Here is a 14,495-nt window from a genome sequence, read left to right on the forward strand (position 1 = left end):
CCCCAAAGCCGTTTGTACAGCCCTCGTTTCAGCGAGGGGTGGGGCGGCTGCATTCCGCGACGCAAACCGCCCAGCCCAGCGCCCTGAGCGCTGCCAAGAACCTAGCCTGAGACAAGCAAGGACTTCCCATGAAACATGCACTTCCCAGCCTGAGCGTGCTGGTGGCCGCCATGGCCGCCAGCCCCGCTTTGGCCTACAACTGCACCGGTGTGAATGAGTGGTCGGCCACGGCCGTCTACACATCGGGCGGCAAGGCCAAACAGAACAACAAGGCCTACCAAGCCAAGTGGTGGACCCAGGGCAACAGCCCGGCCACCAACTCGGGCCAGTGGGATGTCTGGAAGCCTCTGGGCGACTGTGACGGCGTCGTCAATCAGCCGCCGGTAGCAGCGTTCACCTCCAGCATCAACGGCCTGGCCGTCAGCGTCAACGGCAGCGGTTCGACCGATGCCGATGGTCGCGTGGTCAGCTACGCATGGACCTTTGGTGATGGCGGCACGGCCACCGGCGCCACCGCCAGCCGCAGCTATGCCGCAGCTGGCACCTACACCATCACCTTGACGGTGACCGACGACAAGGGCGCCACCAGCAGCAAGAGCAGCCAGGTGACCGTGGGCACGGTGGTCAACCAGCCGCCCGTGGCCGCCTTCACCAGCACGGCCAATGGCCTGATGCTGAGCGTCAACGGCAGCGGCTCCAGCGACCCCGACGGCACGATCGCCAGCTACGCCTGGAATTTCGGCGATGGCGGCACTGCCACCGGTGCCACCGCCAGCCGCACGTATGCGGCCGCCGGCAGCTACAACGTCAGCCTGACCGTCACCGACAACAAGGGCGCCACCAACACCAAGACCCAATCCGTCACCGTGACCGGCGGCTCGGTCAACAAGCCGCCCACCGTGGCCCTGACGGCGCCCAGCGCCGGCGCCACGCCCGGCGCCGGTGACAGCGTGACCCTGAGCGCCAATGCCGCCGACAGCGACGGCACGGTCGCCAAGGTGGCTTTCTATGTCAACGGCGCCTTGGTGTCCGAGGACAGCACGGCGCCCTACAGCGTGGCCTGGACGGCGCGTGCCGGAGTGGCCGACATCGTGGCCCGCGCCACCGATGACAAGGGCGCCAGCACCGACAGCCCGGCCGTGCGCATCACCGTCAGCGGCACCTCCACGGGCGATGAGCGTTGCCGCCCCGAAGGCCTGCTGACCACGCCGGGCACGACGCCGGCCTACTGCAAGGTCTACGACGAGCAGGGCCGCGAAAAGATGGGCGCCGACAAGCCGCGCCGCATCATCGGTTACTTCACCAGCTGGCGCACCGGCAAGAACGGCCAGCCCGCCTACCTGGCCAGCAACATCCCCTGGGCGCAGCTGACCCACATCAACTACGCCTTCGCGCATGTGGACGGCGCCAACAAGCTCTCGGTCGGCAATGTCAACGACCCGAACAACCCGGCCACCGGCATCACCTGGCCCGGTGTGGCGGGCGCCGAGATGGACCCGGCCTTCAGCTACAAGGGCCACTTCAACCTGCTGAGCAAGTACAAGAAGCAGTTCCCGCAGGTCAAGACCCTGGTGTCGGTCGGCGGCTGGGCCGAGACCGGCGGCTACTTCGACGACAGTGGCAAGCGCGTGGCCAGCGGTGGCTTCTACACCATGACCACCAATGCCGACGGCAGCGCCAACACGGCCGGCATCAATGCCTTTGCCGACTCGGCCGTGGCCTTCCTGCGCCAGTACGGCTTTGACGGTGTGGACATCGATTACGAGTACGCCACCAGCATGAAGGATGCCGGCAACCCGGATGACTTCGCCATCTCCAACGCACGCCGTGGAAGCCTGGTGAAGAACTATGTGGTGCTGATGCAGACCTTGCGCGCTCGTCTGGACGCAGCCGGTCAGGCCGACAACCGCCACTACATGCTGACGGTGGCAGCCCCGGCCTCGGGCTATCTGCTGCGCGGCATGGAGAACTACCAGGTCACCCAGTACCTGGACTACGTCAACATCATGAGTTATGACCTCCATGGTGCCTGGAACCAGTTTGTCGGCCCCAATGCCGCGCTCTATGACGATGGCAAGGACAAGGAGCTGGAGGCCTGGAATTACTACACGGCAGCGCAGTACGGCCGCATCGGCTATCTGAACACCGACTGGGCCTACCACTACTTCCGCGGTGCCTTGCCGGCCGGCCGCATCAACATCGGCGTGCCGTACTACACCCGCGGTTGGAAGGACGTGACGGGCGGTACCAATGGTCTTTGGGGCACGGCGGCGCAGACCGACCAGACCAAGTGCCCGCCGGGAACCGGCGGTGGCACGGTGCAGAAGTGCGGTGCAGGCGCCATTGGCATCGATAACCTCTGGCATGACCTGGACGTGTCCAACAAGGAAGTGCCGGCCGGTTCCAACCCCATGTGGCACGCCATGAACCTGGCCGCTGGCAAGCCCGGCAGCTATCTGGCCGCCTACGGTCTGAACCCGGCCACCAACCCGGCCGATCAGCTGACCGGCAGCTACACCCGCTTCTACGACGGCACCCTGGTCGCCCCGTGGCTGTGGAATGCCCAGAAACGGGTCTTCCTGTCCACCGAGGACGAGCAGAGCATCGGTGTGAAGGCGCAGTACGTGGCGGACCGCGGCATCGGTGGTGTGATGTTCTGGGAACTGGCCGGCGACTATGCCTACGACAACGCCAAGGCCGAGTACTTCATGGGCAGCACGCTGACCAAGGCGCTGTACAACAAGTTCAAGACGGCCGCGCCCTACGGCAACCGCCTGAGCGCCACGGCCCTGCCGACCGAGAGCCTGGACATCCGCTTCAGCATCGCTGGCTTCGCCCTGGGTGATGCCAACTACCCGATCAATCCCAAGCTGACCCTGACCAACAACAGCACGCAGACCCTGCCGGGCGGCACCGACTTCAGCTTCGATGTGCCCACCGCCATTCCTGCCACGTTGACGGATCAGAGCGGCTTCGGCCTGAAGATCGTGCAGAGCGGTGCCAACCCGTCCGGTAACAACATCGGCGGCCTGAAGAACGACGTGCACCGCGCTGCCTTCAAGCTGCCGACCTGGCAGACCCTGGCCCCGGGTCAGAGCGTGACCATCGCCCTGAACTACTACCTGCCCATGCCCATGCCGAGCAACTGGGTGGTCAGCTTCGGTGGCAAGTCCTACAGCCTCAAGCAAGAGGCACGGCGTGCGGACCTGAGCGCCGCCGCCCTGGCCAAGGCCGCTGCCGCCAAGGCCGCAGGCAAGTGAACGCTAGCAACCCCTCTCAATGGAGCATGAAGATATGAGACTGCAACAAACAATGATCCCGGCCGCCCTGGCCCTGGCCTTCGGGCTGGCCAGCCCCCTGGCCATGGCTTACAACTGCACCGGCGTCGCCGAGTGGAGCGCCCAGTCGGTCTACACGAGCGGCAAGGTCGTGCAGCAGGCGAGCAAGGCCTTCTCGGCCAAGTGGTGGACGCAGGGCAACAGCCCGGCCACGAACTCGGGCCAGTGGGATGTCTGGAAGCCGCTCGGTGATTGCGACGGCGGCAATAACGACGTGACCCCACCGACCGTGCCCTCGGGCCTGACGGCCAGCGGCCAGACCACCAGCAGCATCGTGCTGACCTGGAGCGCCTCAACCGACGCCGGCAGCGGCGTGGCCGGCTACGACGTCTATCGCGGTGGCAATCTGGTGGCTTCGCCCACGGCCACCAGCCACACCGACACCGGTCTGGCGGCCGGCACGGCCTACAGCTACACCGTGCGGGCCCGCGACAAGGCAGGCAATGCCTCGGCCCAGAGTGCCGCCTTGATGACGAGCACGGCCAGCGGTGTTTGCGCTGCGGCACCGGCGGTGCCGACCGGCCTGGCGTCGCCGAGCCAGACCAGCAACAGCGTCAACTTGAGCTGGTCGCCGGTGGCTGCCGGCCCGAATTGCACGGTGCAGTACCGCGTGCTGCAAGGCAGCAGCCAGGCCGCCCAGGTGGCCAACCCCAACGCCAGCGTGACCGGCCTGGCCGCTGATACGGCCTACAGCTTCAGCGTGGTGGCCTTCAACCAGGCGGGCGCTTCGGCCGCGTCGCCGGCTATCTCGGTGCGCACCGCCAAGCCTGACACCAACACCGGTGCCAAGAACGTGGTGGGCTACTTTGCGCAATGGGGCATCTATGGCCGCAACTTCCTGGTCAAGGACATCGACAAGGGCGGCACCGCTTCGCGCCTGACGCACATCAACTATGCCTTCGGCAATGTGCGCAACAACAAGTGCGAAGTCGGCCTGACCGTGCCGGTGAACGAGAGCACCGGCGTGGGCGGCGACGCGTTTGCCGACTACACCAAGTCCTTCCAGGGCTATCAGAGCGTGGACGGCGTGGGCGACACCTGGGACCAGAAGCTGCGCGGCAACTGGAACCAGCTGAAGAAGCTCAAGGCCAAGTACCCCAAGCTCAAGGTGCTGATCTCGCTGGGCGGCTGGACCTACTCGCGTGGCTTCTCCAGCGCATCACGCCCGGAGAACCGTGTCGCCTTCGTCAAGTCCTGCATCGACGCCTACATCAAGGGTGATCTGCCCGTGACCGAGAACGCGGGCGGCCCAGGCGCGGCCGCTGGCGTCTTCGACGGCATTGACCTGGATTGGGAATACCCCGTGGCCTGCGGTCTGGCCTGCGGCAAGCCCGAAGACAAGGAGAACTTCAACGGTCTGGTGGCGGAGTTCCGCAAGCAGCTCGATGCCGTTCGCCCCGGTCTGCTGCTGACCATGGCGGCCCCGGCCGGTATTGACAAGATCCGCGAGTACCAGCCTGAGGTGGCGCAGAACTCGCTGGACTTCATCAATGTGATGACCTACGACTTCCACGGCGGCTGGGAAACCACGACCAACTTCCACACTCCGCTGTATGGCTCGCCCAAGGACCCGTCCACCGGTGATGCCCGGGTCTACAACACGGCCGATGCCATCCAGGCCTATCTGGACCGCGGCGTGCAGCCCAAGAAGTTGAACCTGGGCATCGGCTTCTACGGCCGCGGCTGGACCAATGTGCCCAATGTCAACAACGGGCTCTACCAGAGCGGCGCGATCCCGGCGCCGGCCACCTACGAGAAGGGTAACGAGGACTACAAGGTGCTCAAGACCTTGAACTACCCGAGCTATGTGGACCCGGTGACCCGTGCTCAGTGGATCTTCAATGGCACCACCTTCTGGAGCTTCGACACGCCGGTGCAGATCAACGAAAAGATGATCTACCTGAAGAACAAGAACCTCGGCGGTGCCTTCTTCTGGGAGTTCAGCGGTGACGATGCCAACGCCACCTTGCTCAAGGCCATCAGCGATGGTCTGAAGTAAGCAAACCCCTGCTCAGGGATCTCAAGGCGACCCAACAATCCGGAGGCGGAGGAAGGGCCGGGGGCAGTGATTCACTCCTCGGTCACTGCCCCCACAAAGCCCTCAGCTGTTTCCGGACTTGAGGTCGGTCTCATCAAGAAGGCCAGCGTTCGCGCTGGCCTTTTCTGTTTGTTCGCGGTGGGCGTGTGGCGGCAGTCGGCACGAAGCAGCCTTTGGTGGTTTTGCTCGTGAGGCCCTGCAGCCCGTGCCGCCACCGGGCTCATGGTTCCGGGGTCGGCCCTGCCGGGCCGACTTCCCTGCGCTGCTCGCGCCTCGGGGCTGGCGCATAACTCACTTCGCTCCCTGCGTTCGCTTCGTTCAGACAGAAGCGCCAAGTCAGAACTTGAAGCGCGCGGGTACGCGCGCGCCCCGAGTCGCTGTGCTGCTCGGCCCTTCACAAATCGCCCGGCAGCGGCACGGGCTGCAGGGCGCTTGCATCGCGGTCGATGTGCCTCATCAACGGTAGAGCACGCCACCTCCGGAGGTGGCTCGGCCCGCCGACGGGCGATTTGTGCGCGGCCGAGGGCGCAGCGGAGCGGCTCAGGCGCGCGTACTCGCGCGCTTCAAGTGCTGACTCGGCGCCACTGTTTGACCACAGTGAGCGCAGCGAACGGAGGGAGTTTGGCGCCGCTGAGCCGCGAAGCGAGCAGCGAGGGAAGTCGGCTCGCAGAGCCGACCCGCGAACCATGAGTCCGGCGGCGGGACGAGACACCGCAGCGAGAAAGATCAATCAAGACAGCGGAAGTCCGCAATGTGCCGCAATCCGCCCTTCAGTCGGCGTGCAGGCCGCACGAGCGCATGCGCGTCGCAGGGTCAGAGGAACTCACCGGTAACGGTGTCCCCTTCGAGATCGGGGTAATCGTCCTTGCTGGTGGCGGCGCGCAGGCTCTCGATGTCCTGATGGGCGCGGCTCAGACGGCCGACGATATTGGCTTCCTCGGCGATGGACAGGAAGTAGGGGTAGAGCGAGCGCACTTCGAGCGACAGTTCGGGGCGGCCGCCCAGATTGGCGATTTGCTCCTGCACATAGGCAAAATCCAAGCACATCAGAACTGCCGGTGCGTTGACGCGTGGGTTTTGGCGCTGGCCGGTCAGGACCTTGAAGCCCAGCATGGCTTGATAGAAACGCACGTGGCGGGGATTGACCTCGATCAGCAGGCTGTCGAAGCCCATCAGCCGGTGGGCGTAGATGTAGGCGACATGAAACAGCGAGGCCAGCACACGCTTGGACTTGGAAACGTTGTCCACCGCCAGCTTGGTGAACTCACAGATGTTGCGACGCTCGGCTCGCAGGGCATCAGTTTCGTGGCCGAAGGTTTCATCGACATTGAGGCCGGCCGGCGAATCAAAGCCAATGGTGATGGTGCCGATGATGACTTCAGCGTCACTGGCCACCAAGGTGATGCGTTGCGGTTCGGCTTCCTCGGGCAGGTCGCTGGCGATGTAGCCGCGCGAGGCATAGCGGCGCTGGATCAGCACGCTGGCGGAACTGCGGCGACCTGACGAATCGGCGTTGCGGATCTTGAACAGCCGCTGATTGATCTCCACCCCATTGCCAGCCACCTCGCTCTGCAGCAACTCAGGCAGCAGCGATTGCAGTTTGTGTGGTGACTCGAACGTCACGCCAATGATGGTGTCGCCTTGCAAAGTACTACTTCCTTGTGCTCTCACGTGCAACCTGGCGACTGAGCGTTTGCGCCAGGCTCATTCCGAAGACTTGCGACCTTGGGGCGAGGATTGTCTCCAAATATCGGTCACCTTACACAAATTCCGTGCAATTTGACTCAGTATCGATCTCTAGTTTGATTCAAGTTGTCAGTGTGATTTAGGCGTCAGAGCTGGAGGAAGCGGACCAAGCCTTCCAGATGGTCTTCAAAATCGCTGAGGCCATGGTCGCTGCCTTCCAAGAGCTGGATCGGCCCCGCGGCATAGCGGGCCTGCATTTCACGCCAGTCCAGCAGCTCATCGCCCTTGGCCACCACGGCGAGGCAACGCTCAGGGTTTAGCAAACGCTCCGGCCGCAGTGTGCGCAATTCATCGACGAACTCAGGCTGGAAGAAAAAGCGTTCCGCCGGATCCTGCCAGCAGCTTTGCTCGCCGATATAGGCCGCCAGATCGCGAGCCGGGTCGACGGCGGGGTTGATCACGACGGCGCGCCAGCCCGGGCGATCCTGGATCAAGGCACTGGTGTAGAAGCCCCCCAAGGAGCTGCCCATGACGGCCGATCGTTCTGCCGGCCAGTCTTGCGTCAAGGTTTGCAGCAGTGCGAATGCCGCACGTGGCGAGGGCGGCAGTTGCGGGCAGGCGAAATGAAGGTCGGGTCGATGGGCTGCCACCCAGGTTTGCATGCGCACCGCCTTGGCCGAGCGTGGCGAGGAGCGAAAGCCATGAAGGTAGAGCAGGTGGCTGCGGCGTGGCGTTTCAGTGCCTGAGCCGGCTGGATCGGAAGCGATGAACATGCGTCTGAGTGTAGGTCGCAGCCCGATCCGTGTTTACCCGCATGCGGTGGCATCGCTCAGCCATTGACGACAGGCAGATGACAGGACACAGTTGCGCGCTTCGCGCCGCTGCGGGTCGGGCCTGAGGCCCCTCGGGGCCGGTTTCCATGCTGGCACAGCCTCTTGTGATCTGCGGCAGCGCGACACTCAATCTCTCTCGTTGCGCCTTCGCGCCAAGGATTTGTTGCATGTCCATTCCGAAACAAGACGTCCAGCCCGCTGCGCTGGTGACGACGACGCACCGCGCCCCCGTGCGCTCGGCCTTGAAGCTGTCGACGCTGGCCGCCGCCGTGGCGGTGCTCAGCGCCTGCGCCACCACCACCCCTCCGAGCGGCAGCGCCGGTGCCCCACCGTCTCCCGCTGCAGCTGTGACGCCGGCCGCAACGCCAGCGCCCGCGGCGGGCAGCACCGCTACAGCGGCCGCACCGGCTGCACCCGGCGCCGCGGCACCGGCCGCAGCGGCTGGCGCCCGTCCGCCGGCTGATCCCAGCGCGCCCAAGCCTTTTGCCGACATCATCAAGGACGCCAAGGTCCAGGACGGTCTGTTCCCGATCTGGCGCAAGGACGAGAAGGCCTGGCTGGAGCTGCCCAAGGACAAGATCGGCAAGCCCTTCCTGTTCACGGTCAATGTGGCCAACGCCGTGGGTGAGCGTGGCCTCTACGCCAGCCAGATGGGCATGGACCAGATGGTCGAATGGCGCCGCATCGGCAACCAGATCCAGCTGGTGGCTTTGAACACCGCATTCCGTGGCGAAGGCGGCGGTAAGGCCGCGGTGGCCCAGGCCTTCTCGCCCAGCCTGCTGGCCTCTGGCACGGTGGCCAGTGCGGAGCACCCGGAGCGCAAATCGGTGCTGATCGACGCCAGCATGTTCCTCGGCGACATCCCGGGCCTGTCCACCCGCCTGGAAGGCGCTTACCGCCTGCCTTTCGCCCCCGACCGCGCCAACTCCTTCATCGAAGCCAGCCGTGCCGATGCGAAGCTGAGCACGCTGACCGCGCGCATGCACTTCTCGACACCGCGCATTCCGGCTCCGCCGCTGACACCGACCCCGGTGCCCATGCCCACGCCGCCGCAGGCCACGCCCGATCCGCGCAGCCTGTTCGTCAGCTTCGTCTACAGCTTCGCGGCCCTGCCCCAGACTGCCATGCGCCCGCGTCTGAGCGATCCGCGCCTGGGTCACTTCATGGAGTCCTTCACCGACCTCGGTGACGACAAGAAGGCCAATGCCCGTGTGCACTACATCAAGCGCTGGCGCCTGGAGAAGAAGGACCCGTCCGCCGCGCTGAGCGAACCGGTGCAGCCCATCACGTACTGGATGGACAAGAACATCCCGGTCAAATACCGACCCGCGGTTGAGGCGGGCATCGTGGAATGGAACAAGGCCTTCGAGAAGATCGGTTTCAAGAACGCCGTCGTTGCCAAGCAGCAGCCCGACGACGCCGATTGGGACAATATGGATGCCGGCCATGCCTCCATCCGCTGGTTCGTCGGTGCCGATGTGGGCTTTGCCATCGGCCCCAGCCATGCCGACCCGCGCAGCGGTGAAATCCTCGATGCCGACATCGGCATGAGCGATGTGTTCTCGCGCGGTTCGCGCCGCATGATCGTGGAAGACGTGGGCATGAGCCCGGCCGCTCAGCCGCTGGCTGCTTTGCCCGGCCATCGCCACGGCGCCCATGAGGCGCTGTGCACCTACGCCCATGACGCAGCCTCCGAGATGAACTTCGCTCTCGATGTGCTGGAAGCGCGCGGCGATATCGCGCCCGACAGCCCCGAGGCCGAGGCCTTTGTGGCCGCGGTCATCAAGGACACCATCATGCATGAGGTGGGTCACACCCTGGGCCTGAAGCACAACTTCAAGGCCTCGACCACCGTCACCCAGAAGCAGCTGGCCGACAAGACCTACACCGATGCCCACGGCATCTCCGGCTCGGTGATGGACTACAACGCCTACAACCTGGCACTCAAGGGCGAGGCCCCGACCACCTTCAACAACACCACCTTGGGTGCCTACGACTACTGGGCCATCGAGTACGCCTACAAGCCCATCAGCGTCGAGAACGAAGCCGCCGAGCTGGCCAAGATCGCCAGCCGCAGCACCGAGCCAGCCCTGGCCTATGCCGATGACGCCGATGCCGGCGGCTTCGGCCCCTACGACGGCATGGACCCGCTGGCCAACCGCTTCGACCTGGGCGATGACCCGCTGGCTTACTACAAGAAGCGTCTGAAGCTGTCCAAGGAACTGTGGACCCGCGTGCAGGACCGCAAGCCCGAAGCCGGTGAGGATCCCTTGCGCCAGCGTCGTGCGCTGATGAGCGGTTTCAACCAGCTCTTCCGCGCCGCCGAGTTGGTGGGCAAGTACGTCGGCGGCATGCACGCCCTGCGTGACCTGCCCGGCAGCACCGGCCGTTCCAGCTTCAAGCCGGTCGAGCCGGCCAAGCAGCGCGAGGCCCTGCAGTTCCTGGCCAGCGGCCTGTTCAGCGCGGACAGCTTCAAGTTCAAGCCCGAGTTCCTGTCCACGCTGACCATCGACTACAACGAGTGGGAACGTGGCGGCCCGCTGAACGTGCCGGCCTCGGTGGCTCGTGTGCAGCTGGTGGCGCTGGATCGCCTGCTGAGCCAGAACACGGCGCTGCGCCTGATGGACATGCCGGCCTATGTGCCGGAAGCCCAGCGCAAGGGCCTGATCACGCTCAACGAGGTCTACGCCACCTTGCAAAGCGCGATCTGGAGCGAGCTCAAGAGTGGCAGCGAGATCGACCGCCTGCGCCGCAATCTGCAGCGCGAGCACCTGAAGCGTCTGCAAGCCATCCTGACCAAGGGCGGCGGCGCCTCGGGCCAGATGGCCGATGCCTACGCTCTGGCCCGACTGCAAGCCAACAACCTGGCCGCCGAGCTGCGCGCCGCCGTGGCGAAGGGCGGACAAACCGTCGAGACCCGTGCCCACCTCGCCGAAAGCCTGGACACGCTGAACAGCGCCCTCAAGGCCTCGATGTCGCGCTCCTGATCTGACATCAGTTCTTGATGAACAAGGCCGGCGCCGAAGGGCGCCGGCCTTTTTTTGTGCGACTGCTTTTGACGGCAATCGGCATGAAGCCGCCTTTGGTTTGCTCGTGAGGCCCTGCAGCCCGCGCCGCCACCGGGCTCATGGTTCCGGGGTCGGCCCTGGCGGGCCGACTTCCCTGCGCTGCTCGCGCCTCTGGGCCGGTGCCCATCTCACTTCATTCGCTTCGCTCATTGCGTTCAGACAAGGGGCACCGAGTCAGCGCTTTAGGCGCGCGAGTACGCGCGCGCCCTGAGGCACTGTGCTGCTCGGCCTTGCACAAATCGCCCGGCAGCGGCCCGGGCTGCAGGGCGCTTGCATCGCGGGCGATGTGCCCCATCAACGGTGGAGTGCGGCACATCCGAAGGTGGCTCGGCCCGCCGACGGGCGATTTGTGCGCGGCCGAGGGCGCAGCGGAGCGGCTCAGGCGCGTGGTCCCACGCGCTTCAAGCGCTGACTCGGCGCCACTGTTTGACCACAGTGAGCGCAGCGAACGGAGGGAGTTTGGCGCCGCTGAGCCGCGCAGTGAGCAGCGAGGGCAGTCGGCTCGCAGAGCCGACCCGCGAACCATGAGCCCGGCGGCGGGACGAGACACCGCAGCGAGAAAGATCAAGACAGCGGAGGTCCGCAATGTGCCAACACCCGCCACAGCAGCCCTGACATCTCCATGACGCACAATCGCGCCCGCAGCGGAGACAGGGGAGGGCCGTCGGTATGAGTTTCAGTTTCGGTGCACATCAGGACAGCGCCTTGATTTGTGGATTCGTGCTGGCGCCGGGCCAAGCGGGGCGAGCGATTGGCTTGGCTGAGGCTTTGCGCTGGCTGGGCGACCAGGACGCGCGCGCCAGCAGTGCCGAATTCATTTGGCTGCACTTCAATCTCACCGATGCCTCGGCCCAGGCCTGGATGCAATCGCATCTGAGTTTGCCGCCCGAGTTCTTCGAGACTTTGCGCCAGGGCTCGCGCTCCACCCGCATTGAAGATGCCGACGATCATCTGATCGCCGTGGTCAACGATGTGGCCTACGAGTTTGCGTTCGACCCGTCCGAGATCGCCACGCTCTGGGTCAATGTCAGCCCGCAGGTGGCGGTCAGTGCACGCAGCCATCCGCTGCGTTCCATCGACCGGCTGCGCGAGGCGGTCAAGATGGGCGCACATTTCGACTCCACCGTCTCCCTGCTCAATCATCTGTTCCGTGACCAGGGCGATGTGCTGGTGCGCATCGTGCGTGATGCCACGGTGCGTGTCGATGCCATCGAGGACAGCCTGCTCGCCGGCCGTCTGCAGGCCAAGCGCAGCGAGCTCGGCCAGCTGCGCCGGGTGCTGGTGCGGCTGCAACGGCTGCTGGCGCCGGAGCCGGGTGCGTTGTTCCGGCTGCTGCGCCTGCCGCCGCCCTGGGTGGTGCCTCAGGATCTGGATGAGCTGCGTCAGGCGACCGAGGAGTTCTCCCTGGTCATTCGCGACATGGCCGCGCTGCAGGAGCGCATCAAATTGCTGCAAGAAGAAATGGCCGCCCAGGTGGGGGAACAGACCAACCGCAGCGTCTTCACCCTGACCGTGGTGACCGTGCTGGCCTTGCCGATCAACATCATGGCCGGCATGTTCGGCATGAATGTGGGCGGCGTGCCGCTGTCCGACCACCCGCATGGCTTTGCCATCCTGGCCGTGCTGGTGCTGCTGTTCACGGCGGTGGCGGGTTGGTGGGCCTTCCGCAAGCGCGACTGAGCTCAGTCCGTGTCGAGGCGCAGTTCTTCGTCGCCCTGCGCATCACGCCGGCCGCTGGGCCTCCAGCCCTGGGCGCGGTAGAAGCCATGCGCGCGCAGTGCTGGATTGACGCCGGCCATCAGCCAAGGCGGTGGGCTGCCCACCGATTGCAAATGAGTCACCGCCGCCTCCAGCAAGGCGCGCCCCACGCCTTGGCCTTCCTGGCCCGACAGCACAGCCAGCACCAGCATTTCACCGCTGGCCGGGTCCACATTGCAAAAGCCGACGGCCTGAGCTTCGTCATCGACGGCCAGCCAGCCGCAGACCGCGCCGTCATCGAAGGCCGCGCCCAGCGTGGCCGGAGTGATGCCCAGTTCGGCCAGTCTCTCGGGTGAGATGGCGTTGTCCCGCGTGTTCGCACGGATGTGGAACATGGCGCCCACATCGGCGCGGCAAGCTGCGCGCAGTCGCAAGCCCACCTCAGCTGCGGGCGGCGCGCTCGGCCAGGGCCGCCAGCAGCTTGTCGTGAATGCCGCCGAAGCCGCCATTGCTCATGCACAGCAGGTGGTCGCCCGGGCGGGCGGCCTTGAGCACCGCAGCGATCAATGCGTCGATATTCGCCGTCACGACGGCTTGCGTGCCCATCGGCGCCAGGGCCTCGGCGGCGTCCCAGCCCAGGCCGTCCTGGTGGCAGAAGCTCAGGTCGGCGGCCTCCAGGGCCCAAGGCAGCTGCGCCTTCATGGTGCCCAGCTTCATGGTGTTGGAGCGCGGCTCGAAAATGGCCAGGATGCGCTCCGCCGGTGCGATGCGGCGGCGCAGGCCGTCCACCGTGGTGCGGATCGCGGTGGGGTGGTGGGCGAAGTCGTCGTAGACCTTGATGCTGCCCCCGGCAACGGTGACTTCGCCGCGCAGCTCCATGCGGCGGCGCACGTTCTTGAATTCGGTCAGGGCGGCGGCACTCTGCTCGGGCGTCACGCCCAGGTGCTCGGCGGCGGCGATGGCGGCCAGGGCGTTGAGCTGGTTGTGCTCGCCGATCAACGACCACTCGACCCGCGCCACCTTGAGGCTGCCGCGCAGCACATCGAAGGCCTGCGGTTCGCCGCGCGCGCGCAGGGCGCCGCTTTCTTCCTTGCGAGCCCCGAATCGCTGCACCTCGCTCCAGCAGCCGCGGCTGAGCACGCGCTGCAGCGCCTCTTCGCGGGCATTGAGCACGATACGGCCGCTGGCCGGCACGGTGCGCACCAGGTGGTGGAACTGCGTCTCGATGGCGGCCAGGTCGGGGAAGATGTCGGCGTGGTCGTACTCAAGGTTGTTCAGCACGGCCGTGCGCGGGCGGTAGTGCACGAACTTGCTGCGCTTGTCGAAGAAAGCCGTGTCGTATTCGTCCGCCTCAATCACGAATGCAGGACCCGAACCGAGCTTGGCGCTGACGCCAAAGTTCTGCGGCACACCGCCGACCAGAAAACCCGGCTGCAGGCCGGCGTGTTCAAGGATCCAGGCCAGCATCGAGGTGGTGCTGGTCTTGCCGTGGGTGCCGGCGACAGCCAGCACATGGCGGCCCTGCAGCACATGCTCGGCCAGCCATTGCGGGCCGCTGGTGTAGGCGGCGCCAGCGTCGAGGATGGCTTCCATCAGCGGGAACTTCTCGCCGCGCGTGACCACATTGCCGATCACGAACACATCGGGCTGCAGCGCCATCTGCTCGGCGCCGAAACCTTGGCTCAGCTCGATGCCCAGGGCCAGCAGCTGATCGCTCATCGGCGGGTAGACATTGGCATCGCAGCCGGTGACGCGGTGGCCGGCCTCGCGCGCCAGGGCGGCCAGGCCGCCCATGAAAGTGCCGCAGATGCCGAGGATGTGGATGTGCATGGTC

8 protein-coding genes are annotated in these 14,495 nt (G+C 65.7%); 4 read left to right on the plus strand and 4 right to left on the minus strand.

All coding sequences use genetic code 11. The features are described from left to right. The first annotated feature begins 128 nt into the window (after window positions 1-128). Together OOB33_RS09455 and OOB33_RS09460 are read left to right on the plus strand one after the other, a co-directional pair. On the plus strand, window positions 129-3,260 hold the full coding sequence (locus OOB33_RS09455) for a chitinase C-terminal domain-containing protein (RefSeq protein WP_271008478.1): 3,132 nt from the start codon (window positions 129-131) through the stop codon (window positions 3,258-3,260). A gap of 34 nt (window positions 3,261-3,294) precedes the next feature. After that, entirely contained in the window at window positions 3,295-5,337 is a 2,043-nt protein-coding gene (locus tag OOB33_RS09460) for a glycosyl hydrolase family 18 protein (protein WP_271008479.1), read from the plus strand. 852 nt (window positions 5,338-6,189) lie between these two features. Here OOB33_RS09460 and OOB33_RS09465 read toward each other — a convergent pair. Beyond that, window positions 6,190-7,023, minus strand: a complete 834-nt coding sequence (locus OOB33_RS09465; RefSeq protein ID WP_102767804.1) for an N-acyl amino acid synthase FeeM domain-containing protein — start codon at window positions 7,021-7,023, stop codon at window positions 6,190-6,192. Between the two features lie 185 nt (window positions 7,024-7,208). Then, entirely contained in the window at window positions 7,209-7,835 is a 627-nt protein-coding gene (locus OOB33_RS09470) for a YqiA/YcfP family alpha/beta fold hydrolase (protein WP_271008480.1), read from the minus strand. A 227-nt stretch (window positions 7,836-8,062) separates the two neighbouring features. Between OOB33_RS09470 and OOB33_RS09475 the strand changes: the two genes are divergently transcribed. After that, entirely contained in the window at window positions 8,063-10,882 is a 2,820-nt protein-coding gene (locus OOB33_RS09475) for a zinc-dependent metalloprotease (protein ID WP_271008481.1), read from the plus strand. 750 nt (window positions 10,883-11,632) lie between these two features. After that, entirely contained in the window at window positions 11,633-12,643 is a 1,011-nt protein-coding gene (locus OOB33_RS09480; protein WP_102767801.1) for a transporter, read from the plus strand. A 2-nt stretch (window positions 12,644-12,645) separates the two neighbouring features. Here OOB33_RS09480 and OOB33_RS09485 read toward each other — a convergent pair whose 3' ends face one another. Both OOB33_RS09485 and mpl read right to left on the minus strand, forming a co-directional pair. Then, window positions 12,646-13,095, minus strand: coding sequence for a GNAT family N-acetyltransferase (locus OOB33_RS09485; protein WP_271008482.1), 450 nt, complete (start codon window positions 13,093-13,095; stop codon window positions 12,646-12,648). Window positions 13,096-13,102: 7 nt separating this feature from the next. Then, window positions 13,103-14,491 carry a UDP-N-acetylmuramate:L-alanyl-gamma-D-glutamyl-meso-diaminopimelate ligase gene (gene mpl, locus OOB33_RS09490; protein WP_102767799.1) on the minus strand — a complete coding sequence of 463 codons (1,389 nt, stop codon included), beginning with the start codon at window positions 14,489-14,491 and terminating at the stop codon, window positions 13,103-13,105. Window positions 14,492-14,495 lie beyond the last annotated feature (4 nt).

This window comes from Paucibacter sp. B51 (assembly GCF_027863535.1).
GTDB classification, from domain to species: domain Bacteria; phylum Pseudomonadota; class Gammaproteobacteria; order Burkholderiales; family Burkholderiaceae_C; genus Paucibacter_A; species Paucibacter_A aquatilis.